Origin of the sequence: Bergeyella anatis (assembly GCF_036016955.1) — a bacterium.
Lineage (GTDB): Bacteria > Bacteroidota > Bacteroidia > Flavobacteriales > Weeksellaceae > JAYWXI01.
This window is the reverse complement of sequence record NZ_JAYWXI010000002.1, coordinates 175,676-199,626: the sequence shown is the minus strand read 5'-3', so window position 1 is coordinate 199,626 and position 23,951 is coordinate 175,676. Positions and strand designations below refer to the sequence as shown.

Genomic DNA, 23,951 nt, shown 5'->3' with positions numbered 1-23,951 from the left:
TTTTTTTCTTTGGTTATACATTTTTGCCCCCATACCGAATACTCGCAACAAAGGCAATATAATCTGCAAAAATAATTTTTTTATGCCCAGTATCGAGGAAAAGATTAAGATTTTGTAACATAAAAACAATATCCATAAACAAACTTTCAGCTTCATTGGCAAAAGCCCCTTTAATCCCTTCGCTTTTCAACACAATTATTTTTCAACAAAAAAGGAACTTTTACCAAAAAATTTACTCAAAAAACCACGAAAAATAAAACCCGATTGCAGTAAATGATTAATTTTGCGGCTTAATATCTAATTCATATGGGTCTCATTCTAAAACCGATTGATATTGTAGAGGATATCACCAAAGAAGAATTTGTCGAAAAATACCTGAAACCAAGAAAACCCGTTGTCATCCGAAATATGGCCCGAAAGTGGCCGGCCTATCAAAAATGGAATTTGGATTATATGAAACAAGCAGTCGGTGATGTGGAGGTTCCGTTGTACGATTCTTCTAAAGCCGATCCCGCGGCCCCAATCAATGCTTCGGCGGCACGAATGAAATTTGCGGATTATATCGATCTAATCAAATCGCAACCCACCGATTTGCGTATTTTTCTTTTTGACCCGATTGTGCACGCCAAAGAACTTTTAAAAGATTACATCTTCCCAAAAGATTTGATGGGAGGTTTTTTGGACAAATACCCCAACCTCTTTTTTGGCGGTAAGGGGTCGGTAACTTTCCTTCACTACGATATCGACATGGCTCACATTTTCCACACCCATTTCAACGGAAGAAAGCACATCCTTTTGTTCGATTATAAATGGAAAGACCGGCTTTACCAGATTCCTTATGCCACTTACGCTTTGGAAGATTATGATATTGAAAATCCCGATTTTGAAAAATTTCCGGCCTTGGACGGCGTAGAGGGCATCGAATGCTTTTTGGAGCACGGCGACACCTTGTTCATGCCTACTGGATGGTGGCATTGGATGAAATACCTGGACGGCAGTTTCTCGATTTCCCTTCGGGCTTGGGACAAGTCTTGGGGAGTGAAAGCCCACTCTCTTTGGAACCTTACCGTTCAGCGGAAATTCGACAATTTCATGAAATCCCGCTTCAAGAAAAAATACATGGACTGGAAAGAGAAAAAAGCCATCGAACGAGCACACAAAGCCCTAAAAAAAGGGTTGCCCAAATAAACACAAAGGCGGTCTTAAAGAGACTGCCTTTTTACTTTTTTCAGGAAAACTACGTTTATCTAGGTCGACTCCAAAAGCCTTTCGTTAATTTCCCTTATCAGTTGTGGTCCCTCGTAAATAAAGCCCGTGTAAAGCTGAACCAAGCAAGCCCCCGCCTCAAATTTCTCCATGGCATCCGCCGCCGAATGAATCCCCCCGACACCAATGATCGGAAACGCCCTATCCGATTTTTCACTGAGATAACGAATAACTTCCGTGCTACGCTCCCGAATAGGCTTTCCGCTAAGCCCTCCATTCCCTATGGCCGAAAGCCTTTCCGAACTGGTTTTTAACCCCGCTCTGTTAACGGACGTGTTGGTTGCAATAACTCCGTCAATACCGGTTTCTTTCACTAAATCGATAATATCATCCAACTGGCGGGTGTTAAGATCCGGAGCAATTTTCAGAAGAACAGGTTTTGGTTTTTCTTTTTTCCGATTAATCTTTTGCACCTCATCAATAAGTTCTTTCAGATAATCGGCGTCTTCCAACTTGGCATGACTGCTTACATTCGGACAGCTTACATTCAGTACGAAATAATCCACCAAGGGATGCAACGCCTCAAAACACAAGACATAGTCCTGCGTATAATCCTCCGGAGCCGTCGCGGTATTTTTACCGATATTCCCCCCAATAATAATCTTGCGCTTATTTTTTTTCAACTGCAACACCGCTGCTTCCACTCCATCGTTATTAAATCCCATGCGGTTAATGATCCCTTCGTCATCCAATAGCCTGAACAAACGTTTCTTAGGGTTTCCAGCCTGGCCTTTCGGTGTAACCGTGCCAATTTCGACAAAGCCAAACCCCAAATCGGCCAGTTCATTATACAAAACTGCATTTTTATCCAAACCAGCGGCCAGCCCTACAGGATTTTTGAATCTGAGACCGAAAACCTCCCTCTCCAACCTTTGATCTTCCAAAGGCTTAGGCAAAAATACTTTAGCTAAAAAACCAAAATGCTTGAGCAGCGAAAAAATAAGATGATGCGCCCGTTCCGGATCCAGTTTGAAAAGCAACGGCCGTATTACTGACTTATACATAATGACAAAGGTTTCACAAATCTAAGAATTTTTTCGTCAAACCTGAAGGAATTCGGACGCCCTAAAAAAATAAGAAGACTTAGTCTAAAACAATCAAGACAATTCGTTCAGTCTCTGAACCACCAAAAGTGAAAAAACACGACCTTTCTCCTGCCACAACCTATAGAAATGCCTGGCCTTTTCGGCAAAATCGGGATTCGGTATTTCCTTGTACTTAAAGTAAAAAACTGTCCCCAAAAGCTCGTAATAAGCCGGACGATTGCCCTCCTCTTGCTGTTCGACCCACAAGGACAATTCCTCCAAAGGAGCCGAAGCCAACTGGTCAAAAGTTTTCCGGAAGATCCCTCTGAGCTGCGTGTCAAAAACCAACTGTTCCTCCTCGGGTTTCCCCTCGTTTTTCCCCAAAAGCATTTTGGACAAAAACTCGGAAAACTGTTTCACTTGACGCATCATGTAATCTTTATCGTGAATCATTCGATCGCTTTAAAAACATTTAACCAAAAAATAAATACGCCAAAGTCACAGAAGTAATGATTCCCACCAAATCAGCCAAAAGCATGGCTCCCACCGTATAGCGGGTATTGCGTATCCCCACCGCACCAAAGTAAACCGCAATGACATAAAACGTAGTATCCGAACTGCCTTGAAGCACCCCCGCCAATCGCGATGGAAAAGAATCCGCTTCGAAAGTGGTCATGGTATCCACCATCATTCCTCGGGCACCGGAACCGGATAACGGCTTGATTAAAGCCGTGGGAAGCCCGTCAACAAAACGCGTATCCATCCGAGCGGCATCGGCCAGCCATTTCATCCCGTCAATAATCACTTCAAAAACCCCCGACGTCCGCAATAAAGAGATGGCGATAAGCATTCCGACCAAATAAGGAATGATTTTCACACACGTCCAAAATCCTTCTTTAGCACCTTCCACAAAGGCATCGAACACGTTTATTTTTTTATAAACTCCCCCTAAAACGATGGCTAAAAAAATGAGCAAAATCAATCCGTTGCTCAAGGCTTGGGAAAAAGAGGAAAGTTCGGCCTGATTCAGACGCACCAAATAAACCACCAATGCCGCAATCACGGCTGAAATTCCACCAATATAAGCCAGTACAACCGGCTGAAAAAGGTTAATCCTTTGCTTTACCGACACAATAATCATCGCAGCCATTGTCGCCGCAAAAGTAGCAATCAGACAAGGGAGAAAAATATCCGTAGGATTGGCCGCCCCCATACTGGAACGAATCGCAATAATGGAAACCGGTATCAAGGTCAGTCCAGACGCATGCAAACACAAAAACATGATTTGAGCATTACTTGCTTTGTCTTTGGAAGGATTCAGGGTTTGGAGACTTTCCATGGCTTTCAAACCAAAAGGGGTTGCCGCATTGTCCAAGCCCAGAAGATTTGCACTGAAATTCAGCATCATATGCCCAAAAGAAGGGTGATTCTTCGGCACTTCCGGAAAAAGTTTAGAGAAAAAAGGTTGAATCAACCGGGAAAGAAGATTAATCCCTCCCGCTTTTTCCGCAATACTCATAAACCCCATAAAAAGCGTCATAATCCCGATAAGCCCCAAGCAAATTTTGACGGCGGTTTCCGACGTTCCGATAACCCCGTCAGTAGATTGAATACGGTAAACCTCAACCGTCTGCCCCAAAGCATCGGCCTGGTATTGGATATGATTATCGGAAAACACCGCACCAGGATTCAAATGCTGACGGATAGGCGCCGGGATTTCGTCTAAAGAACGAGTGGCAATAGCCACGGTATCGCCTCCCTTCCCTACGACCATATCGTTAAATATGGCATTGTAGTTCGGAGAAAACAAGTATTTTATCCCTGCCACCAAAATGGCAATGATAATAAAGGCCGACCAAATTCTGCTTAAAACCATTCCTCGAAAAATTTGAGTAAAAATAGATAAAATACCTTTAAATGCAAGCCGATTTTTAGGAAAGCCTTATTTTCCGAAACGCAAGAATGCTAAAAATCAGTTTTATTTAATTGGAAAAACACCGCATACCGATGCAATCTTTCGTAACTTTAGTTTCCTAAAAATTCAAATGTTTTTATTTCCCTTTTGTACGTCAGACAATAATATCAATACTATAAAACCACATGGATATGAGTGCAAAAACCCAAAACATCAGAAACGTGGTCCTGCTAGGCCACTCGGCCTCAGGTAAAACCACCCTTATAGAAACCATGCTTTACGAGGGCGGAGCGATTGGTCGCCGTGGCAGCATCGAGGGGCATAATACCGTGAGTGACTATACCGATATTGAACACGAAAGAGAAAACACCATTTTCTCCCATCAGATGTTCGTGAATTGGAAGAACAATAAAATCAATGTGATCGACACGCCGGGATTCGATGATTTTGTAGGGGAAGTCATTGCTTCCATGAAAGTGGCGGATACGGCTTTGGTTGTCCTAAATGCAGCCAATGGCGTGGAAGTGGGTACAGAATTGGTTTGGGAATATGTCGAAAAATACGCCACTCCGACTATTTTTGTTATCAACCAAATGGATCATGTCAAAGCAGACTACGAAAACACACTCGCACAAGCGCAGCAACGGCTTGGTAACAAACTGATTCCCACGCAGTATCCGCTCAATTCAGGTGAGGGCTTCAATCGCATTTTGGATGCCTTACGGATGGTCGTTTACGAATTCCCAAACACGGGAGGCAAGCCCGAGAAAAAAGCCATCCCCGAAAGCGAAATGGAAAGAGCGAAAGCCATGCACAACACCTTGGTCGAAATTGCCGCCGAAAACGAAGAAGGCCTGATGGAAAAATATTTTGAAAAAGGAACTCTCAGCGAAGAAGAACTGGCTAAGGGACTGACCATTGCCCTGGCCAATCAGCAATTTTTTCCTGTTTTCGTCGCTTCCGGGTTAAAAGACATGGGCAGCGGGCGGATAATGGGCTTTTTGGACGATATTGCTCCCTCACCGGCCGACCGCCCCAAACGAGTGATGCAGGATGGAAGCGAAGTAGCCTATGATGCCGAGGACAAAACCACAATTTTCATTTATAAAACCGCTTCAGAGCCTCAAGTCGGCATGGTTTCTTATTTCAAAGTGGTTTCCGGTACCTTAAAATCCGGTGACGAATTGGTTAATGCCGAGAACGGCGAAACAGAAAGAATCGCACAGCTTTTTGTGGCAGAAGGCAAAGAGCGGATTCCGGTGCAAGAACTCCAAGCCGGCGACCTTGGGGTAACGGTAAAGTTAAAATCGGCGCACACCAACCATACACTGAATAGCAGAGGAATAGACCGTAAGGTAAGACCCATGGTATTCCCCGAAAGCCGCATACGTAAAGCCGTTTTTGCCGAAAATACCGCCGATACCGAAAAGCTTTTCGCAGCACTGAATAAAATCAAGGAAGAAGACCCCACGCTAAAAATCGAAATCGACCAGGATACCCACGAAGCCATTTTGGGCGGACAAGGCCAACTGCATATCGACTTGGTTCGGCAGCGTTTGCAAAAGGAATTCGGAGTAAAGATGGAAATGAAATCCCCCAAAATTTCTTACCGCGAAACCATTACCGGAAAAGCCGATGCCGATTACCGTCATAAAAAACAATCCGGAGGAGCAGGTCAATTCGGGGAAATCCACATGAGGGTCGAAAATTATTACGACGGTATGGCCGAACCCGAAGGCGTGAGCATTCGTCAAAAAGAAGTGGAAGAACTACCTTGGGGCGGAAAGCTGGCCTTTTACTGGTGCATCGTAGGAGGAGCCATTGATTCAAGGTATATCGGCGCCATCAAAAAAGGCATCATGCAGCAGATGAAAAACGGTCCGCTGACAGGATCCCCTTGCCAAAACATCAGAGTTTCGGTCTATGATGGTAAAATGCATAGCGTTGATTCCAATGATATTTCGTTCCAATTGGCTGCCTCAGGAGCCTTTAAAGAGGCTTTCCATCAAGCTTCACCTCAGCTTCTAGAACCGTTTTACCACGTGGAAATCCTTTGCCCCGACGAGGCTACGGGAGACGTCATGGGCGATTTGCAAACCCGTAGGGCTCTGATCTCCGGAATGGATACCGAGGGGCATTACCAAAAAATCATCGCTGAAGTTCCTTTGGCCGAAATGGACGACTATGGTTCTACCCTGCGCTCGATTACGGGAGGAAAAGCAAAATTCAGCATGACTTTTTCCGACTACCAACTGGTGCCTTCCAACGTTCAACAAGAGCTGATTAAAAAACATGCCGTAGAAACGTCTGAAGCATAAAAACAAACAATCGAAAAATCCCTCTCATATTGCTATAAGAGGGATTTTTATTATTTCATTTTTGAGGTCAAAACCTATTCTTCCAAGTACACCAACTCGCTTCCGAGATTTTGATCCGTGCTTCGAAGTATTTCGGCCGTTTTGACTTTATCCATTAGTTTTTCGATAAAAAACTGCTTCTCAAAAAACTGACGATGCACACCGGAAAGCATGGTCATAAAAAGATCCATCCCTATTTTGTTATTATGCAAATCCATAAGCGTCTCCAAAGGTTCATTGGGGAAAAGCTCTTCGTGCAAATCGGTAATTTTTTTACAGAAAGCCAAAGTCTTACGAGGAGAAGATATTTTGCAACCGTACATCAGAATAAGGCAACACCAAAAAGCATGACGAAAAGCATTGCCCACCCCATTGCTCGAATGCGTGTCGGGAAATTTTTTCCGCGCGATCCTAAAGGCCTTGGCCGTCGCATAAAACGCCATAATGCCCAATAGAGGATGAGGCAACCAAACCCCTAGTAACTTTAACATTTTCGGAAGAGACAACGAACGGAACGTCCTAAAGAATATTTTACCGGTTCTTTTCATCAAAAATAAAATCTCACCCGCATAGGTGAGATTTTTTTATACTTTGTTACACCATTTTCAATTTTTACTTAGCAAGGCCACGGTTTTTGAAACCTTATCCTTGATTTCCGTCCGTTTCACAATGAAATCCACAAAGCCCTTTTCCACCAGGAATTCGGACGTTTGGAACCCTTCGGGCAAATCCTTACCGATGGTCTCGCGAATTACCCTAGGACCGGCAAAACCAATCAAAGCACCAGGTTCGGCCATGATGATGTCCGCCGTCATTGCAAATGAAGCCGTGATTCCGCCGAACGTTGGATCGCAAAGGTAAGCAATGTAAGGTAATTGATGCTCCGACAACTGGGCAAGCTTCGCTTGAACTTTTGCCAACTGCATCAACGAAAAAGCCGCCTCTTGCATCCTAGCCCCTCCGGACTGACAGATAATCATATAAGGCAATTGATGCTGAATGCAATAATCGATCGCCCTCCTGATTTTCTCGCCCATCACCGACCCCAAAGAACCACCGATAAAAGCAAAATCCATACAAGAAATCACCATTTCCTGACCATTAACCTTGCCCACGGCATTACGGATGGAATCATTCAACTTGGTTTTGGCTTTCACCTCTTTCAAACGGTCGGTATAAGCTTTCGTATCCTTAAAGTTGAGCATATCCACGCTCTCCACATCGGCGTTGAGCTCCTTATAGTGGTTCTCGTCAAAGAGAATCTCAAAAAACTCGTTACTGCCAATCCTCACATGGAAATTATCTTCCGGAGAAACGAAATTATTCCGTTTCAGCTCCTCATGCTCCACGATTTTTCCGGACGGCGTCTTGTGCCAAAGCCCTTTAGGAACGTCCTTCTTTTCTTCCGTGGAAGTGGTGATATTTTTACCTTTTCTTTTAAACCAATCGAATGCCATTAAATTGAATTTTTAAATAAAAATTTTAGCCTCTAAATACTGCAAAGCGCAAATTTAGGATATAAATTGTATTTCCGTACAAAATACTTTGCTAAAATTATTTCAGGGTGTTCACATTATTCAGATCTTCAAACGCCTGAACCAAACGTTTTGAGAAGGTCTCTTCCCCTTTTCTGATCCACACCCTTGGGTCGTAGAACTTTTTGTTCGGTTTATCGTCGTCTTCCGGATTTCCGATCTGCGTCTTGAGGTATTCGATATTTCCGGTCATGTAGTCTCGGATGCCTTCGGTATAAGCAAACTGAAGATCGGTATCAATATTCATTTTGATAACGCCGTAGTCAATGGCTTCCCGAATTTCCTCCAAAGTAGACCCCGAACCTCCGTGGAAAACGAAATTAACCGGTTTCTCGGATGTACCAAATTTTTCCTGAACATACTTTTGGGAGTTATCCAAAATTTTCGGTGTCAGCTTCACATTGCCGGGTTTGTAAACCCCATGAACGTTTCCAAACGCCGCTGCCACAGTAAAATTAGGCGAAATGGCTTTCAATCTTTCATACGCATAAGCCACCTCTTCCGGCTGGGTGTATAGCTTGGAAGAATCTACCCCCGTATTGTCCACGCCATCTTCCTCCCCACCGGTAACACCGAGTTCAATCTCCAGGGTCATCCCAATCTTAGCCATCCGTTCAAAATAACGGCAAGAGATTTCCATGTTTTCTTCCAAAGATTCCTCTGAAAGATCAAGCATATGAGAGGAATAAAGCGATTTCCCGTTCTGCTTGTAGAAAGCCTCGTTGGCCTCCATAAGCCCGTCAATCCAAGGAAGAAGTTTTTTCGCACAGTGGTCGGTATGAAGAATCACCGTCGCACCGTAGGCCTCCGCTAACGTATGAATGTGCTTCGCACCCGCAACCGCACCCAAAATCGCAGCTCTTTGACCGTCGTTACTTAGTCCTTTCCCGGCATTGTACGCCGCACCTCCGTTGGAAAACTGGATGATGACAGGAGAATTCAATTTTGCCGCAGTTTCCATTACGGCGTTAACATTGCTCGATCCGATAACGTTAACCGCCGGAAGCGCAAAGCGATTTTCTTTAGCGTACTGAAAAATATCCGTTACCAATTGTCCTGTGGCGACACCTGCCGGAAACATTCTGCTCATAATTGTATTTTTTGAAATTGATTAAAATGAAATGGTTAACTTTTACCTCGTAAAGATACGAAATTTTACGGGATTTTTTTTAATTCCGTTTGTCTTTCCCCCAAAGCAGTTTTTGGCGAATGGTCTCGTAAAAACTAAGGTCGTTGGGCTGCATGAGAGCCACCTTGAAATCGGCCTTGCGAAGACGGATTTCCACGTCGGTATCAATATGAACCAGCCGCGAATCCAACGACAACGAATACTGAGGCACCCGACTTTCGACTTTCAAACGAATTTCGCTATCGTCATCCACCACCAAAGGCCTCACGTTAAGATTATGCGGCGCAATCGGCGTAATAACAAAATTTTTGTTTTCCGGCGAAATAATAGGCCCCCCACAGCTCAGAGAATATGCCGTAGAACCCGTAGGTGTCGAAATAATAAGCCCGTCCCCCCAAAACACATTGAGAAACTCGTCGTTGATATAGGAATCGATCGTAATCATCGAAGTGGTCTCTTTTCTCGAGACCGAAATATCATTAAGCGCATACGGAAAAAAATCACCAAGCTGAGGCGAAACCACCTCAATCACAGAACGGTAAGACATTTTAACATCCCCCTGAATAATACTGTCCAACTGACGAAAAACCTCCTCTTTGGTAAAACTAGCCAAAAAGCCAAGCCGCCCCGTATTAACCCCTACAATCGGGATTCCCGTGTCATGAACGAAAACCAAAGAAGTTACCAATGTTCCGTCTCCGCCAAAGGTAAACAACACATCGGCTTTTCTTTCCTGCAAATCCTTTTTATCGGAAAACGTCTCAAAATCCTTGGAAAACTGCATAGCCTCTGCCATTCCCGAAAACAAAATGGAAGAAACCCCTCGCTTATCCAGCTCGGAAATAAATTTACTCAGGTAGAGAAACGTGTCTAGGTCGTTTTTTTGGGTGTATATTGCCGCTTTCATACGTCTTAAAGTTCTAAATATTTTTGAAAGAAACCGAAACGATCCTTCAAAAGATCCGCCTTCTCGTCCATATACGATTTATGAACGATATGATACCCATAACGCTCAAAAGTCTCATCGATGGAACTAAGATTTTCGCTGCTTATTTTCAAGGTGATCTGTATAGCGTCATCCAAAATAGAACTGACATAGCCGCCATAAATTTTAGCATTATTCCCCTCCACAATCTGCGCCAACTCCGAAAAAGAATAATGCCGCCCTCCGGTTTGCACCGTAAGAACCGCCCCGTTTTCGCTAAACAAAGGGTACTTGGAAAACTCGTTAAAAACATCATCGCAGGAAATATACCCTTTGTATTTCTCGTTTTTGGCAATCACAGGAACCACGTTGGCATTAAAGATATGAAACAACTTCACCGTATCCAAAAGATTCCCGTCTTCCGCTACAGCAAACCGCTCGTAATGAAGTTCCAAGCTATCCAACCGACCTTCCGGACTCTCCTCCAAAAAACTTTGGCTCAACGCTCCCGCATAAAATCCGTTTTTTTTCACAAAAACGTGCGAATACCCAAACTCTCTGGCTATTTCGCACGCCTCCTCAATCGAATCGGTGTGATTAAACGCCGGATAATCCTTCGAAATATAATCCTTGATAAACATCAGGCTAATTTAGGAAAATATTATAAAAAGACCCCTTTTTCAAAAAAAACTATCCAAAAGAAGCCGCCTATCCGACATCTTCCTGCGACAGTTTTTCCAGCACCGCCGTCACCTGATCCACGTCTTTCACATTTTCTTTCCGCATCATCAACTGACTGCCTTCCTTGGTCTGTTTCTCCTTTAGAGAAGCCTCCTGAGGGTTCCGCGTAAGAAAATTCAGAATATGGCGAAACTTCTCACTACGGTAAAACCGATCCTGAGGATTGGACGGAAAATACCCCAAAAAGACCCCGTTTTTCACCACCATTTTCTCGAAACCGATTTGCCCCGCCAGCCATTTCAGCTCCACCGATTTCAAAAGATTTTTGGCTTCCCGAGGCAAAGCACCAAAGCGATCAATCAATTCGTCTTCAAACGTCTTAAGCTCGGCCTTGGTCTGCAACTCCGCCAGCTTCTGATACAGCGACAAACGCTCCTCTACACTCGACACATAATCGTCCGGAAGCATCAGATCCATATCGGTATCAATATTCACTTCTTTTACCGTACGGATCAATTTCTTGCGGTCTTCCTCGTTCTCGAACAATGCCTCAAAACTTTCCTCGTTTTGCAATTCTTCCAAGGCTTCCTGCATGATTTTTTGATACGCCTCAAACCCCATATCATTAATAAAACCACTCTGCTCCGCTCCCAGCAGGTCGCCCGCCCCCCGAATTTCCAAATCCTTCATCGCAATATGAAACCCACTGCCCAAATCCGAAAACTGTTCGATGGCTTCCAAACGCTTCCTCGCATCGGAAGTCATCCCGTCAAAAGGCGGCGTTATCAGATAACAAAAAGCCTTCTTGTTGCTCCGACCGACCCGCCCCCGCATTTGATGCAAATCCGCCATGCCAAAACGATGAGCATCATTAATGAAAATCGTATTGGCATTGGGCACATCCACCCCACTTTCCACAATCGTAGTGGAAACCAACACGTCGTATTTCCCCTCCATAAAATCCAAAACATTCTGTTCCAATTGCTTACCTTCCATCTGCCCATGCCCCGTAATAACCCTCGCATCCGGAACCAAACGCTGAATAAGCCCCGCAATCTCCTTAAGATTTTCAATCCGATTATTGATGAAATAAACCTGCCCGTCCCTCTGCAGCTCGTAAGCTACCGCATCGCGAATCAATTCTTCATCAAAACCAATCAGCTGCGTATCCACCGGCTGACGGTTAGGCGGCGGTGTTTTTATCACCGATAAATCCCGAGCCGCCATCAACGAAAACTGCAAAGTCCGAGGAATCGGCGTAGCTGTAAGCGTCAGGGTATCAATATTACTTTTCAACGTTTTCAGCTTATCCTTAACATTCACCCCGAATTTATGCTCCTCATCAATAATCAAAAGCCCCAAATCCTTGAACTGAACCTCTTTGCCCACCAATTGGTGGGTTCCAATCACAATATCAATCTGCCCGTCTTTTAGTCCCGCCTTGGTTTCGGACTTCTGTTTTGCCGTTCTGAAACGGTTTAGAAAAGAAATCGTAACCGGAAAATCCTTTAAACGTTCCTTAAAACTCCGATAATGCTGAAAAGCCAAAATGGTTGTAGGCACCAATACCGCCACCTGTTTGCCATCCGTAGCCGCCTTAAATGCCGCCCGAATTGCCACTTCCGTCTTCCCAAACCCCACATCGCCACAAACCAAACGATCCATTACCGTCGGTGCCTCCATATCCCTTTTAACGTCCGCCGTCGCTTTTTCCTGATCCGGCGTATCCTCATAAATAAAACTCGCCTCCAATTCGTTCTGAAGGTAAGTATCCGGCGTATAGGCAAAACCTTTGGCAGACTTTCGTTCGGCATAGAGTTTTATCAAGTCGAAAGCTATTTGCTTAACCTTGGCTTTAGTCTTAGTCTTGAGGTTCTTCCAAGCCGGCGATCCCAATTTCGAAAGCACAACCTCCCGGCCTTCGGGCCCGTTATATTTAGCAATTTTGTGCAACGAATGAATCGAAGCGTAAAGCAAATCCTGATTCTTGTAAACCAACTTGAAACATTCCTGAACTTTACCGTCGTTATTCACCTTTACCAACCCCATAAATTTTCCTATCCCATGGTCAATATGCGTAATATAATCCCCCACCTTCAGCGACATAAGATCCTTCAGAGTCAACTGCTCGGACTTGGCAAAGTTGTTTTTGGCCTTAAACCTTTGATAACGGTCAAAAATCTGATGATCCGTATAAACCGAAATTTTTAGTTGAAAATCCACAAACCCTTCGTGAAGCTCAGAAAGAAAAGGCTTGAAGCCAACCGCTCCCCCCAGTTCTTCAAAAATACTCTCCAAGCGTTCTTTCTGTTTTTCAGACGAAAACGAAATCCAGGTCTCAAAGCCCTGCGACTGTTTTTCCGTAATATCCTCGGCAAGCAACTGAAAGTTTTTATGAAACGAAGGCTGAGGTTGTTGATGCAAACTAATTTCTCCCTCAACAAAAGGCAACGACTGGGAAGAAAAGTCCACCAAACACATCCGCCTAAGCGATTGTTCCAAAACCTCCCCCGAAACGAAAAGTTCGTCGGGAGCCTGATGCTTGATCTCCTGACTGAGCTGCCCGAACCGCTCCTGCGCTTTTTCATAAAAGTCCCTGATCTTCTTCACTCCCAAAACCGCATTCTTACTAACAACAATGCTTTCCTCCTCCAATAATTCAAAGAAAGGAACCTTGCTCCCCGACACCGAAAAATTCATATTGGAAACCAACTGAAATGCCTCGACCTTTCCTTTGGACAGCTGTGTTTCGATATCAAACGTCTTGATGCTTTCCACCTCGTTTCCAAAAAACGTAAGGCGATAAGGCTCCTCATTGGAATAAGAAAACACATCAACAATCCCCCCACGAACCGAAAACTCCCCCGGCTCCGAAACAAAATCCGTCAAATGAAAATTAAACCGATGCAACAACTCTTCCGTAAAGTCGAAATCCAAAACATCCCCCACCTTTATCGTATGAGAAATCGCCTTAAAATCCTCCTTTTTCAAAACCTTCTCGCCAAGCGCCGCAAAAGGCGCCACAATAACCTTCGGGTTTTTATCCGAATTCAAACGATTGAGCACCTCCGTCCTCAGCACCAAATTGGCATTCTGAACTTTCTCTACCTGATAAGGTTCCATATGCGAAGGCGGAAAATAAAGCACCCGATCTTTCCCCACCAACTCTTCCAATTCGGAAGACGCATACAAAGCCTCCTCCTTGTCATTCACCAAAAAAAGAACACTTTTTTTCCGAACCAAAAACAACTCGGCCGCCAAAAGAGACGGCGCAGATCCCGAAGCCCCCTTCACGCAAACCGAAGGTTTTTGATCCAACTCTTCAAAAATTGCCCGCCCGAAATTAACCCGCATCAATCTCGGCAGCAAAACCTCATCAATCCTTTTTAGAGAAGTCTGTTCCATAAGCAAAACACGAAAGCGATTCCGAGAGATCTTCGGAACCGTTCGCCGCTACAAAAGTACTGTTTTATAAATTGATTTCCACACCCCAGCCCGTTTCCCTAAAAACCCTAACCCTCATGCTTTTATTTTCGTCTCGAGGATGAAGCCGTCTTTACCAAAAAGTTTAAATTTGCCCCATGATAAAGTTCCTGAAAAAAAACATCGCAAAACTTTGGGCCAAACGCCACGTAAAACAATGCGACACCTATAAAAACAATGCCGTAGAAGACCAACAACAACTCCTTCTCTCCATGGTGCGGCACGCCGAAAAAACCCTTTTTGGAAGAGAACACCTTTTCCAAGAAATCCACTCGGTCAAAGATTACCAAAAAAACGTCCCCGTAAGAGATTACGAAGGACTCAAAAACTATATCGAAAAAATAAAAAAAGGACAAGCCAGCATTCTGTGGCCAGGACAACCCCATTATTTCGCCAAAACATCGGGAACCACCTCCGGAACCAAATACATCCCGCTGACCAAGTCAGGCATGGACCACCAAGTCAAAGCCGCGCAAAGTGCCCTATTCCATTACATCGCCCAAAAAAGCAACGCCGACTTCGTCAACGGAAAAATGATTTTCCTGCAAGGCAGCCCCGAGCTGGAAGACCTCTATGGCATAAAGACCGGACGACTCTCCGGCATCGTCGCCCACCACATTCCGGCTTACCTCCAAAAAAACCGACTCCCTTCTTGGGGAACCAATACCATCGAAGATTGGGAGACCAAAGTGGATGCCATTGTTAAAGAAACCGAAACCCAAAACATGACGCTGATCTCTGGCATCCCGCCCTGGCTGATCATGTATTTTGAAAAACTGAAAGAACGCCACGGAAAGAAAATCACCGAACTCTTTCCCAACCTGCAGCTCATCATTACCGGCGGGGTCAACTACGAACCCTACCGCGAAAAGATGAACGAACTCTTAGGGAAGCCCGTCGATACCCTCCAAACCTTCCCCGCCAGCGAAGGCTTTTTTGCTTTCCAAGACGATTACACCCAGGAAGGGCTCTTACTATTAACCAACCACGGCATCTTCTACGAATTTATCCCTTTGGAACTTTATGGCAAACCGGAAGCCGTGCGATTAACATTGAAAGACATCGAACTTCACAAAGATTACGCCATGATACTCACCACCGATTCCGGACTTTGGGCCTACTCCATCGGGGATGTGGTGCGTTTCATTTCCAAAGCCCCTTACCGCGTGTTGGTTTCCGGCCGAACCAAACACTTCACGTCGGCTTTCGGAGAACACGTTATCGCCTTTGAAGTTGAAGAGGCCATAAAGTCCGCCGTGGAAAAATACCCCACCCAAATCACGGAGTTTCACCTCGCACCCCAAGTCACCCCCGAAGAAGGTCTGCCCTATCACGAATGGTTCATCGAATTCGAGAAAGAACCCGAAAACATCGAAGGCTTCAGAAAACATTTGGACGAAGAAATGAGGCAATTAAACCCTTACTACAACGATTTGATCTCGGGCAACATCCTCCAACCGCTTGTCATCACCCGACTGAAAAAAAATGCGTTCCAAGATTACGCCAAATCGGTCGGCAAACTGGGCGGCCAAAACAAAATCCCCCGACTGGCCAACGATAGGAAAATTGCCGAAATATTGGAAAAATCAAAATACTAAAAAATACGCCCTGCCCACCATATGGCCAAAAATCCCATTTTTACTTTAAAAATCCCCGAATTCCGAAACCTCATCACGGGACGTTTTTTCCTTGTTCTTTCCTTCAGGATGCTGGCCACGCTTTTGGGATGGTGGGTTTACGACCTTACCAAAGAACCTTTCGCAATAGGACTTATCGGTCTCTCCGAAGTTATCCCAGCCGTAAGCTCCGCACTTTATGCCGGGCACGTCATCGACAACACCGAAAAAAAACGTCTGTTGTTAACAATGAACTACGCCTACGTCGGACTCATCGGATTTTTAACCCTTTTGGCCTTTTACGAAAAAGACCTCCACCATTTTAGCAATAAGCAAATCACCTATTTCATCTACGCAACGGTGTTCTTCACGGGTTTGTGCCGTGCTTTTTTGGGACCTTTAGCTCCTTCCATGATTCCCAAAATTGTAGGAAGAGCCAATCTTCCCGCAGCCATCACCGTCAATCAGGCTACTTTCCTAAGTGCCTCGGTCTCCGGCCATGCCTTAGGAGGTTTTTTCATCCATTGGTTCGGCATTTCGGGCACCTTAACCATTATCGTAAGCCTGATGCTTTTGGCCTCAATCTTCTTTTGGCAGATCCAGTCCCACCCTTCCGAAAACCAAACCAAACCTCTGAAGATAACGGAAAGTATGAAAGAAGGCATCGACTACATCCTCAAAACCCGTGAAATTCTCGGAGCCCTACTCCTCGATATGTTCGCCGTGCTGTTTGGAGGTGCCGTTGCCATGATTCCTGTTTTCGCCAAAGACATCCTCCATGTCGGGGCTCAAAGATTCGGCCTGCTCAATGCTGCCTCCGACATCGGCGCCATTCTGATTATCATCACCCTGAGCTTTATCCCACTGAAAAAAAATCAAGGCAAAATACTGATTGCCTCCGTAGCAGGCTTCGGAGTCTGCATTATCGGCTTCGGACTTTCCCAATGGTACTGGCTGTCGTTTTTCCTCTTGCTGCTCAGCGGCATCTTGGATGGCATTTCCGTAGTCATCCGAGGCACCGTGGTTCAGCTGAAAACCCCCGAACACATCCGTGGGCGCGTCTTAAGCGTAAATTCCATTTTCATTATGTCCAGCAACGAATTAGGACAGTTCGAAAGTGGACTTGCCGCCAAACTCTTGGGCGTAACTCGCTCCGTGGTTTTCGGCGGTTCCATGACCCTACTGGTTGCTCTTTTCGTCAACAAAAAATTCCCAAAACTCAGAAACATGAACTACTAATCCCTCCTGAGATTTTATCAACAAAACAAAAACATCTAACAAATTGATTCACAATCGATTACCACCACATCCATTCCTTTTGTGAATTAAAACCTCCGGCACAATCTTTAAAAACGACTATCTTTGCCGCATGGCACAGAAGGAAACCTTATCTTCACTCACTCACGGCAATTTCGCGAAAGAGCTTTCCATCTCGGAAGGCAAAATGCCCCCGAATGCCGTAGAATTCGAAAAATTAGTCATCGGAACCTTCCTCATTGACAAAAAAGGGTTGGATTACTCCATCGACCTGCTGAAGCCGGAAATCTTTTACGACCCCCGGCACCAAGTCATTTTCGAAGCCATTCTCAAACTCTACGAAGGGAACCATCCCGTGGATTTGATGACCGTTATTCAGGAGTTGAAGAAAGAAGGAAAACTCTCCTTAGCCGGCGGCGACCAATACATCATTGAACTCACCCTCGGGGTAAGCTCTTCCGCACACATCGAGTACCATGTGCGCATTATTTTGGAAAAATACATTCTCCGAAGTCTCATCAACGTTTCGGCCAATGTCATCGACAGTTCCTACAAGGAATCCACCGACGTCTTCGAACTACTGGATAAAGCCGAACAATCGTTTTTTGAAATTACCAACGGAACCATCAAAAAAGGATTCGATACCGCCAACTCTCTCGTAAAACAAGCCATCGAAACCATCAAGTCCCTCCGGGACAAAGAGGGCCTTTCGGGGGTTCCGTCCGGATTCACGCTTTTGGATAAAGAAACCGGCGGATGGCAAAATTCCGACCTGATTATCATAGCCGCCAGACCGGCGATGGGTAAAACCGCATTCCTGCTTTCCATGGCAAGAAACATCGCCGTACAGCACAAAGTCCCTTTAGCCTTGTTCTCTTTGGAGATGGCCTCCGTCCAACTTATTACCAGGATGATTTCCTCGGAAACCGGCATCACCTCCGACAAACTGAGAAAAGGGCAAATGTCTGACGAAGAGTGGCAACGCCTATTTACAAATGTTTCGGAACTGGAAAACGCTCCTCTGTATATTGACGAAACCCCCTCACTTTCTGTTTTCGACTTTAGAGCCAAATGCCGCCGCTTGGTTATGCAACACGGAGTAAAAATCATCATGGTGGATTACCTCCAGCTGATGACCGCCAACAACGGAGGAAAAAACGGAGGAAACAGAGAACAAGAAATCTCCACAATTTCCCGATCCCTGAAAGCCATTGCAAAAGAATTAAATGTTCCCGTCATTGCACTCTCTCAGCTTTCGCGAAGCGTGGAAAACCGCCCGGGAAAAAGACCCCAACTCTCCGATTTGAGGGAATCCGGAGCCATCGAACAAGATGCCGACATCGTCTCCTTTATCTTCCGTCCCGAATACTATAAAATAAACACGTGGGACAACGATCCCGAAGGCGAAGAAACCAGCACGGAAAATCAAGCCGAAATCATTATTGCCAAGCACAGAAACGGAGCAACCGCCGATGTCCGACTGGCTTTTATCAAAAATTTAGGGCGCTTCGCCGATCTGGAAGCCACCCAACAAAATTTCGGCTACCAACCTTCCAATTTCGGACAATTGGATCAACCCAGCGGACTGGACCGATTGAAAGTAACCATCGATCCGAGCTCTGCTTTCGATCTTCCCAACGAATCCTTTTCGGGACTCTCGGGATCCTCAATGAATGATTTTGACGAAGACGAAGAAATGCCTTTTTAATCTCCCTCTCCCATTTTGAAAGTAGAAATCTACACAGACGGCGCTTGCAGCGGAAACCCCGGAAAAGGAGGGTACGGCATCCTTATGCGGGTGCCCGAAAAAAAATACCAAAAAGCTTTTGCCCAAGGTTTCCGAAAAACCACCAACAACCGAATGGAGCTTTTGGCCGTGATTACCGCATTAGAGCAATTAAAATCCGAAGGGCACGACGTTCATATCTTTACGGACAGCAAATACGTTTCGGAAGCCGTTAACCAAAAATGGCTCTTCGGTTGGGTTAAAAAAGGGTTTGCAAAAGTAAAAAACCCCGACCTTTGGAAGCGATTTTATCCCCTTTACGTGCTTCACAAACCTAAAATCCACTGGATTAAAGGCCACGCCGGACATCCCGGAAACGAATTCTGCGACCAACTGGCAGTAAAAGCCGCCCAATCCCCCAATCTATCAACAGATTACTATTTTGAAAATCCGGAGAAGGAAGGGCTATTCTAATTTCCCCACGACGCTTTTATCCCTTTTTTTCTTTAAATTTGTGAAGTAGAGCTTATTCCAGGGTAAGTCTATCATTCGTCGAAGCATCTTTCCGAGCGTCCGAAGTTCGGTAGATGGCTCTAACCTCATCACAAACCCTCCTTTGTCCACAAAAACAAATCCTCATGAAAAAACCCGCTTACCTCACCGAAGAAACCCTAAAAACATTCATCCTCTCCGCCCTAAACGAAGACCTTCAAGGAGGAGACCATTCCACACTTGCCACCATTCCAGAAAATTTGATTCAAAAAAAACAATGCCTCCTCAAAGAGGATTGCGTAGTGGCCGGCATCGAACTGGCCGAAATGATTTTCAAGACATTGGATCCGTCCATAAAAGTGGATGTCCTCATCCCCGACGGCAAAACCGCAAAAGCCGGAGACATTGCCTTCATCGTGAGGGGAAAAGCCCAATCCATCATGCAAGCCGAACGCCTCGTACTCAACTGCATGCAACGCATGAGCGGCATCGCCACCCTAACCCAAGAATGGGACAGCCGCCTGGTGGGTACCAAAACCCGCCTATTGGATACGCGGAAAACCACACCGAACTTCCGTGTCTGCGAAAAATGGGCCGTAGCCATAGGAGGAGGCACCAACCATCGCAACGGACTTTCCGACATGATCGTTCTGGAAGACCTCCACATCGACCACAATGGAAGCCTTACCAAGGCCGTAAAGAAAGCCAAAGATTATCTCAAAAAGAACAAACTGAATTTAAAAATCAGCGTTAAAACCCGAAATCTATCCGAAGTCGAAGAAGCATTAAAAGCAAAAGTAGACCGAATAACATTAAACCACACAGACCTCTCCTTCATAAAAAAAGCCGTAACCCTAATCAACGGAAAAATCGAAACCGAAGCCTCCGGCGACCTCACCCGAGACCAATTGAAAGACCTCGCCGCCACAGGGGTTGGCTTTATCTCCGCAGGAGGCCTCACTCAATGCGCCAAAACTATCGCTATTGACCTGGAGTCCATCGAGTGATTTTGGGAATTGTTTGAGGTTAATTTTTTGTTAATTAAGAGGTGTTTTCAGCCTAAAAAAAAAGAGAAAACCCTCAACAAAAACAACACAAAAAACTGAAAAACAAAAACTTAAAACCAAAAAACTTGCGGTTAAAAATTGTTAACAATTTATTAATATTGCTTCCGATTTTTAAGGTTACTTTTGCACAAAACCAAAATTAGTAATTTATATTCATTCTCATGAAAAAACTATTAATCTCGGCAATTGTCCTGGCCAGCTATATGCCAATCCATGCCCAGGTAACAACGAGTAGTATGCAAGGGGTCGTAACCCAATCGACAGGAAGCATTTCCGCCGGAGCCAGCATCCGTGCCACACACCTTCCTTCCGGTACCGTTTACAGCAGCACCGCCAACAGCAGCGGCAGCTTCACCCTTAGCAACATGCGTGTGGGTGGTCCTTACAAAATCGAAGTATCCAAAGCGGGAGAAAAACCCGTAATCTACGAAGATGTTTACTTGGAACTAGGACAGCCTTTCGTGCTGAACCCCGTATTCGGAGAAAAAACAGCCAGCATCACGGAAGTTGTAATTACCGGCGGTAAAAAAATCAACCGCACCGGCGCAGGAACCAATGTGGGATTAAAACAAATTCAGGAGCTCCCGCAAACCTCCAGAAGTATTTCCGAATTTACGCGTCTCACACCGCAGGCTAACGGAAGCTCTTTTGCAGGAAGAGATGCAAGATTCAACAATCTTCAAATTGACGGAGCAAACTTTAATAATGGTTTTGGATTGAGCGGAAACCCGCTTCCCGGAGGGAATGCCCAACCAATATCCCTTGATGCCATCGAAGAAATTTCCGTAAACATCGCCCCGTTTGATGTAACCCAATCGGGCTTCACAGGAGCAGGAATCAATGCGGTAACCAAATCCGGTACCAATAAATTCCACGGCTCTCTCTATGGTTATTTCAACGGAAAAGAACTCAACGGATGGAAAATCAACGGAGATCGTTTGGATCGTGTAACCGGAGCCAAAATGAACAACGGTCTTACATTCGGAGGACCTATCGTAAAAAATAAACTCTTCTTCTTCATCAGTGCAGAAAGGGAGCAGTCTACCGGAGCAAACGCTTCAGGATCAAACCTTTGGAAAGCTTCTCAAGACGGAAATTCCAACACGGCAGCCAACATCTCCAGAGTAAAAGAATCCGACCTGATCGCCGTAAGAAACCACCTCATCAATCAATGGGGCTACGATCCGGGAAGATACCAAGGTTATGCCAACGAAGCTTTTCAAAAAGGAGATAAACTCCTTGCAAGAATCGACTGGAACATCAACGATAAACACAAACTTGCCGTTAGGTATAATATCTTAGACGGTCAATCCATGGCAGTAGCCAACGCAACCTCCGGCCCTTCGCCAAGATCCTCTTGGGGAAGAGTCAGTGAAAATGCCATGACTTTTGAAAACGGAAACTTTGCATTCCAAAACAGGGTACAATCCCTTACTGCAGAATTAAACTCAACGTTCAATTCTTCGCTTTCAAACAAGTTCTTGTTCACTTACTCCAAAATTCAGGATACCAGAACCTCTCCTAGCAACCGTCTATTCCCATTCGTTGACATTTGGGACGGATCGGCTTCAGGAGGAAACTACATTTCATTCGGTACGGAGCTTTTCTCCTATCTTAACGATGTAGTTAACAACAACTACTCCTTCATCAATAACCTGACCTATAACGTAGGTCGCCACACTTTAACCGGAGGGGTTGCTTTTGAACTTCAAAAGTTCGGAAACTCTTTCACCCGTATGGGAACCGGGTACTACCGTTATGCATCCGTAGCCGACTTCCTAACAACGGGAACGGCTAACGAAGTGGCTCCGATCATGTTCGGTTTGACTTACCCTTATGCAGGGCAAGATACTTACTCTAGAATTAATTTCGGTTTAGGTTCGGCCTACATTCAAGATCGCTTCACGGTATCCGAAAAGCTGAACTTCACGCTTGGACTACGTGCAGAGCTTCCGATGTACCTCAATTCCCTTACGGCCAACCCTGCCATCGACAATTTGGAATTGCTTGACATCAACGGAAAACCAACCCATTACTCCTCGGGAGAATGGCCGAAATCCAGAGTCATGCTTTCTCCTCGATTCGGCTTTAATTATGACGCTATGGGCGATCGCTCCTTGGTGTTCCGCGGAGGAACCGGTATATTCACCGGAAGAGTTCCTTTCGTATGGTTGACCAATATGCCAACCAACGCCGGTGTTCTTCAGAATACCATCGAACCTGGAAACTACGCTGCGGTTGCTCCTTGGATCAATCAGATTACATTCCAACCAAACGATATTTACCACTACGTGAAAAATCCGGTGTACTACACCGATGCTAACGGTAACCAAGTTACGCCTTTCATCTCCAGCCCGGCAGGTGGAACGCCTTCTTCTTTCGCTTTGGTGGATCGAAACTTCAGAATGCCGTCCGTATGGCGTTCCAACTTCGGTATCGACTTCAGAATACCTGAAAGCCCGATTACCCTTACCACAGACATCCTTTATACCAGAGACATCAATGCCGTATTCCAATACGGAGCCAACCGCAAAGAGTCTACAGAAAGGATGACCTATGCCGACCGAACTTTCTATCCTAACACGGCTTCATACCAATATAATTCGGCAATCGGAGCTAACAACGCAATGGTTCTGACCAACACTCCGACCAAAGGTTATTCGTTCTCCGCTACCGTTGGAGCCACGCTAAGACCTTGGAACGGATTGTCCGGATCGGTATTCTATACCTATTCCGAAGCGAAGGAAGTTTCTGCTAATGCCGGATCCAGCGCCGTATCGGCTTGGGGAGGTTCCCCTACGGTGGACTCGCCAAACCAGCAGTTCCTGAGTATTTCCAACTTTGCTTTGCCTCACCGCGTCGTAGCCAACGTTTCTTACGAGGTTAAAGCAACCGGAACCACCATCGGAATGTATTATACCGGTGCTCATCAAGGAAGATTCTCTTACTACTATTCTAATGACGTCAATGGAGATGGAATCGCTAACGACCTGATTTACATCCCTAAAGCAGGCGAAACAGTGAAGTTCGTGGATATTAGAAGCGGAGGGCAAGTGACTTTCTCGGCTGCCGATCAGCAGGCTGCATTCGATGCTTTCATCGCCAATAACGGATTGGAAAAGTACAGAGGCCAAATCGTACCAAGAAACGCCTTCCTATTACCTTGGTTGAATCGTTTTGACGTAAGACTTACTCAAAACTTGTTCAAAAACTTTGCTCAAAAAGGCGATAAAGTTCAAATCACTTTGGACGTAGTAAACTTCGGAAACATGCTGAACTCTAAGTGGGGCATCCAGGATACTACCGTAAGCTCTTACGGTGCTGCGATTCTCTCTCGTTCAGGCGGTGTATCAGCCGATCCTTCGTTTACGATGTTGCGTGTAAATAACCAACTGGCGACCTCTCCTTACAGAGCCGTTAGCACCACTGCGACGACTTGGACCGCCATGTTAGGCTTCAGATATTCTTTCTAACCCA

18 protein-coding genes are annotated in these 23,951 nt (G+C 45.2%); 8 read left to right on the top strand and 10 right to left on the bottom strand.

Annotation, left to right across the window (positions count from 1 at the left end; translation table 11 throughout):
- Nucleotides 1-13: 13 nt before the first annotated feature.
- On the bottom strand, nucleotides 14-190 hold the full coding sequence (locus tag VQ048_RS02450; RefSeq protein WP_327610091.1) for a hypothetical protein: 177 nt from the start codon (nucleotides 188-190) through the stop codon (nucleotides 14-16).
- Nucleotides 191-306: 116 nt separating this feature from the next.
- On the opposite strand from VQ048_RS02450, the gene VQ048_RS02445 reads away from it, so the two are divergent.
- Nucleotides 307-1,188, top strand: coding sequence for a cupin-like domain-containing protein (locus tag VQ048_RS02445; RefSeq protein ID WP_327610090.1), 882 nt, complete (start codon nucleotides 307-309; stop codon nucleotides 1,186-1,188).
- Nucleotides 1,189-1,247: 59 nt separating this feature from the next.
- Here the strand turns inward: VQ048_RS02445 and VQ048_RS02440 are convergent, their stop codons facing one another.
- The 3 genes from VQ048_RS02440 to VQ048_RS02430 form a co-directional block, all read right to left on the bottom strand.
- Complete coding sequence (locus VQ048_RS02440; protein ID WP_327610089.1) at nucleotides 1,248-2,270, bottom strand: quinone-dependent dihydroorotate dehydrogenase; 1,023 nt, start codon at nucleotides 2,268-2,270, stop codon at nucleotides 1,248-1,250.
- Between the two features lie 93 nt (nucleotides 2,271-2,363).
- A complete protein-coding gene (locus VQ048_RS02435) occupies nucleotides 2,364-2,744 on the bottom strand; it encodes a hypothetical protein (protein ID WP_327610088.1) in 381 nt (126 codons plus the stop codon).
- Nucleotides 2,745-2,763: 19 nt separating this feature from the next.
- A complete protein-coding gene (locus VQ048_RS02430) occupies nucleotides 2,764-4,167 on the bottom strand; it encodes a spore maturation protein (protein ID WP_327610087.1) in 1,404 nt (467 codons plus the stop codon).
- Between the two features lie 230 nt (nucleotides 4,168-4,397).
- Here VQ048_RS02430 and VQ048_RS02425 point away from each other — a divergent pair, with 230 nt between their 5' ends.
- A complete protein-coding gene (locus VQ048_RS02425; protein WP_327610086.1) occupies nucleotides 4,398-6,524 on the top strand; it encodes an elongation factor G in 2,127 nt (708 codons plus the stop codon).
- 74 nt (nucleotides 6,525-6,598) lie between these two features.
- Here VQ048_RS02425 and VQ048_RS02420 read toward each other — a convergent pair whose 3' ends face one another.
- The 6 genes from VQ048_RS02420 to mfd all read right to left on the bottom strand — a co-directional run bounded on the left by VQ048_RS02420 (nucleotide 6,599) and on the right by mfd (nucleotide 14,238).
- A complete protein-coding gene (locus tag VQ048_RS02420) occupies nucleotides 6,599-7,054 on the bottom strand; it encodes a DUF6973 domain-containing protein (protein ID WP_327610085.1) in 456 nt (151 codons plus the stop codon).
- Between the two features lie 114 nt (nucleotides 7,055-7,168).
- Entirely contained in the window at nucleotides 7,169-8,020 is an 852-nt protein-coding gene (accD, locus tag VQ048_RS02415; protein WP_327610084.1) for an acetyl-CoA carboxylase, carboxyltransferase subunit beta, read from the bottom strand.
- 97 nt (nucleotides 8,021-8,117) lie between these two features.
- Nucleotides 8,118-9,188, bottom strand: coding sequence for a class II fructose-bisphosphate aldolase (fbaA, locus tag VQ048_RS02410; protein WP_327610083.1), 1,071 nt, complete (start codon nucleotides 9,186-9,188; stop codon nucleotides 8,118-8,120).
- 79 nt (nucleotides 9,189-9,267) lie between these two features.
- Nucleotides 9,268-10,134 carry an NAD kinase gene (locus VQ048_RS02405; RefSeq protein WP_327610082.1) on the bottom strand — a complete coding sequence of 289 codons (867 nt, stop codon included), beginning with the start codon at nucleotides 10,132-10,134 and terminating at the stop codon, nucleotides 9,268-9,270.
- 5 nt (nucleotides 10,135-10,139) lie between these two features.
- Nucleotides 10,140-10,793 carry a CBS domain-containing protein gene (locus VQ048_RS02400; RefSeq protein WP_327610081.1) on the bottom strand — a complete coding sequence of 218 codons (654 nt, stop codon included), beginning with the start codon at nucleotides 10,791-10,793 and terminating at the stop codon, nucleotides 10,140-10,142.
- A 67-nt stretch (nucleotides 10,794-10,860) separates the two neighbouring features.
- Nucleotides 10,861-14,238 (bottom strand): transcription-repair coupling factor, encoded by a 3,378-nt coding sequence (gene mfd / locus VQ048_RS02395; RefSeq protein ID WP_327610080.1) that lies wholly within the window; start codon nucleotides 14,236-14,238, stop codon nucleotides 10,861-10,863.
- Between the two features lie 176 nt (nucleotides 14,239-14,414).
- Here mfd and VQ048_RS02390 point away from each other — a divergent pair, with 176 nt between their 5' ends.
- From VQ048_RS02390 to VQ048_RS02365, 6 genes are all read left to right on the top strand, one after another.
- On the top strand, nucleotides 14,415-15,914 hold the full coding sequence (locus tag VQ048_RS02390; RefSeq protein ID WP_327610079.1) for a GH3 auxin-responsive promoter family protein: 1,500 nt from the start codon (nucleotides 14,415-14,417) through the stop codon (nucleotides 15,912-15,914).
- Nucleotides 15,915-15,935: 21 nt separating this feature from the next.
- Complete coding sequence (locus VQ048_RS02385) at nucleotides 15,936-17,171, top strand: MFS transporter (RefSeq protein WP_327610078.1); 1,236 nt, start codon at nucleotides 15,936-15,938, stop codon at nucleotides 17,169-17,171.
- 130 nt (nucleotides 17,172-17,301) lie between these two features.
- Entirely contained in the window at nucleotides 17,302-18,897 is a 1,596-nt protein-coding gene (gene dnaB / locus VQ048_RS02380) for a replicative DNA helicase (RefSeq protein WP_327610077.1), read from the top strand.
- A gap of 15 nt (nucleotides 18,898-18,912) precedes the next feature.
- The gene (rnhA, locus tag VQ048_RS02375; RefSeq protein WP_327610076.1) at nucleotides 18,913-19,389 is read left to right on the top strand and encodes a ribonuclease HI; all 477 of its coding nucleotides are present in this window, start codon (nucleotides 18,913-18,915) and stop codon (nucleotides 19,387-19,389) included.
- Between the two features lie 164 nt (nucleotides 19,390-19,553).
- Nucleotides 19,554-20,414 carry a carboxylating nicotinate-nucleotide diphosphorylase gene (gene nadC, locus VQ048_RS02370; RefSeq protein ID WP_327610075.1) on the top strand — a complete coding sequence of 287 codons (861 nt, stop codon included), beginning with the start codon at nucleotides 19,554-19,556 and terminating at the stop codon, nucleotides 20,412-20,414.
- A gap of 221 nt (nucleotides 20,415-20,635) precedes the next feature.
- Entirely contained in the window at nucleotides 20,636-23,947 is a 3,312-nt protein-coding gene (locus VQ048_RS02365; protein WP_327610074.1) for a TonB-dependent receptor, read from the top strand.
- The last annotated feature ends 4 nt before the right edge of the window (nucleotides 23,948-23,951 follow it).

What these genes read in the sequence shown, in the direction of transcription:
- VQ048_RS02445 (WP_327610090.1), top strand. Translation starts at nt 307, where the DNA reads ATGGGTCTCATTCTAAAACCGATTGATATTGTAGAGGATATCACCAAA.
- VQ048_RS02440 (WP_327610089.1), bottom strand. Translation starts at nt 2,270, where the DNA reads ATGTATAAGTCAGTAATACGGCCGTTGCTTTTCAAACTGGATCCGGAA.
- VQ048_RS02435 (WP_327610088.1), bottom strand. Translation starts at nt 2,744, where the DNA reads ATGATTCACGATAAAGATTACATGATGCGTCAAGTGAAACAGTTTTCC.
- VQ048_RS02430 (WP_327610087.1), bottom strand. Translation starts at nt 4,167, where the DNA reads ATGGTTTTAAGCAGAATTTGGTCGGCCTTTATTATCATTGCCATTTTG.
- VQ048_RS02425 (WP_327610086.1), top strand. Translation starts at nt 4,398, where the DNA reads ATGAGTGCAAAAACCCAAAACATCAGAAACGTGGTCCTGCTAGGCCAC.
- VQ048_RS02420 (WP_327610085.1), bottom strand. Translation starts at nt 7,054, where the DNA reads ATGTTAAAGTTACTAGGGGTTTGGTTGCCTCATCCTCTATTGGGCATT.
- accD (WP_327610084.1), bottom strand. Translation starts at nt 8,020, where the DNA reads ATGGCATTCGATTGGTTTAAAAGAAAAGGTAAAAATATCACCACTTCC.
- fbaA (WP_327610083.1), bottom strand. Translation starts at nt 9,188, where the DNA reads ATGAGCAGAATGTTTCCGGCAGGTGTCGCCACAGGACAATTGGTAACG.
- VQ048_RS02405 (WP_327610082.1), bottom strand. Translation starts at nt 10,134, where the DNA reads ATGAAAGCGGCAATATACACCCAAAAAAACGACCTAGACACGTTTCTC.
- VQ048_RS02400 (WP_327610081.1), bottom strand. Translation starts at nt 10,793, where the DNA reads ATGTTTATCAAGGATTATATTTCGAAGGATTATCCGGCGTTTAATCAC.
- mfd (WP_327610080.1), bottom strand. Translation starts at nt 14,238, where the DNA reads ATGGAACAGACTTCTCTAAAAAGGATTGATGAGGTTTTGCTGCCGAGA.
- VQ048_RS02390 (WP_327610079.1), top strand. Translation starts at nt 14,415, where the DNA reads ATGATAAAGTTCCTGAAAAAAAACATCGCAAAACTTTGGGCCAAACGC.
- VQ048_RS02385 (WP_327610078.1), top strand. Translation starts at nt 15,936, where the DNA reads ATGGCCAAAAATCCCATTTTTACTTTAAAAATCCCCGAATTCCGAAAC.
- dnaB (WP_327610077.1), top strand. Translation starts at nt 17,302, where the DNA reads ATGGCACAGAAGGAAACCTTATCTTCACTCACTCACGGCAATTTCGCG.
- nadC (WP_327610075.1), top strand. Translation starts at nt 19,554, where the DNA reads ATGAAAAAACCCGCTTACCTCACCGAAGAAACCCTAAAAACATTCATC.
- VQ048_RS02365 (WP_327610074.1), top strand. Translation starts at nt 20,636, where the DNA reads ATGAAAAAACTATTAATCTCGGCAATTGTCCTGGCCAGCTATATGCCA.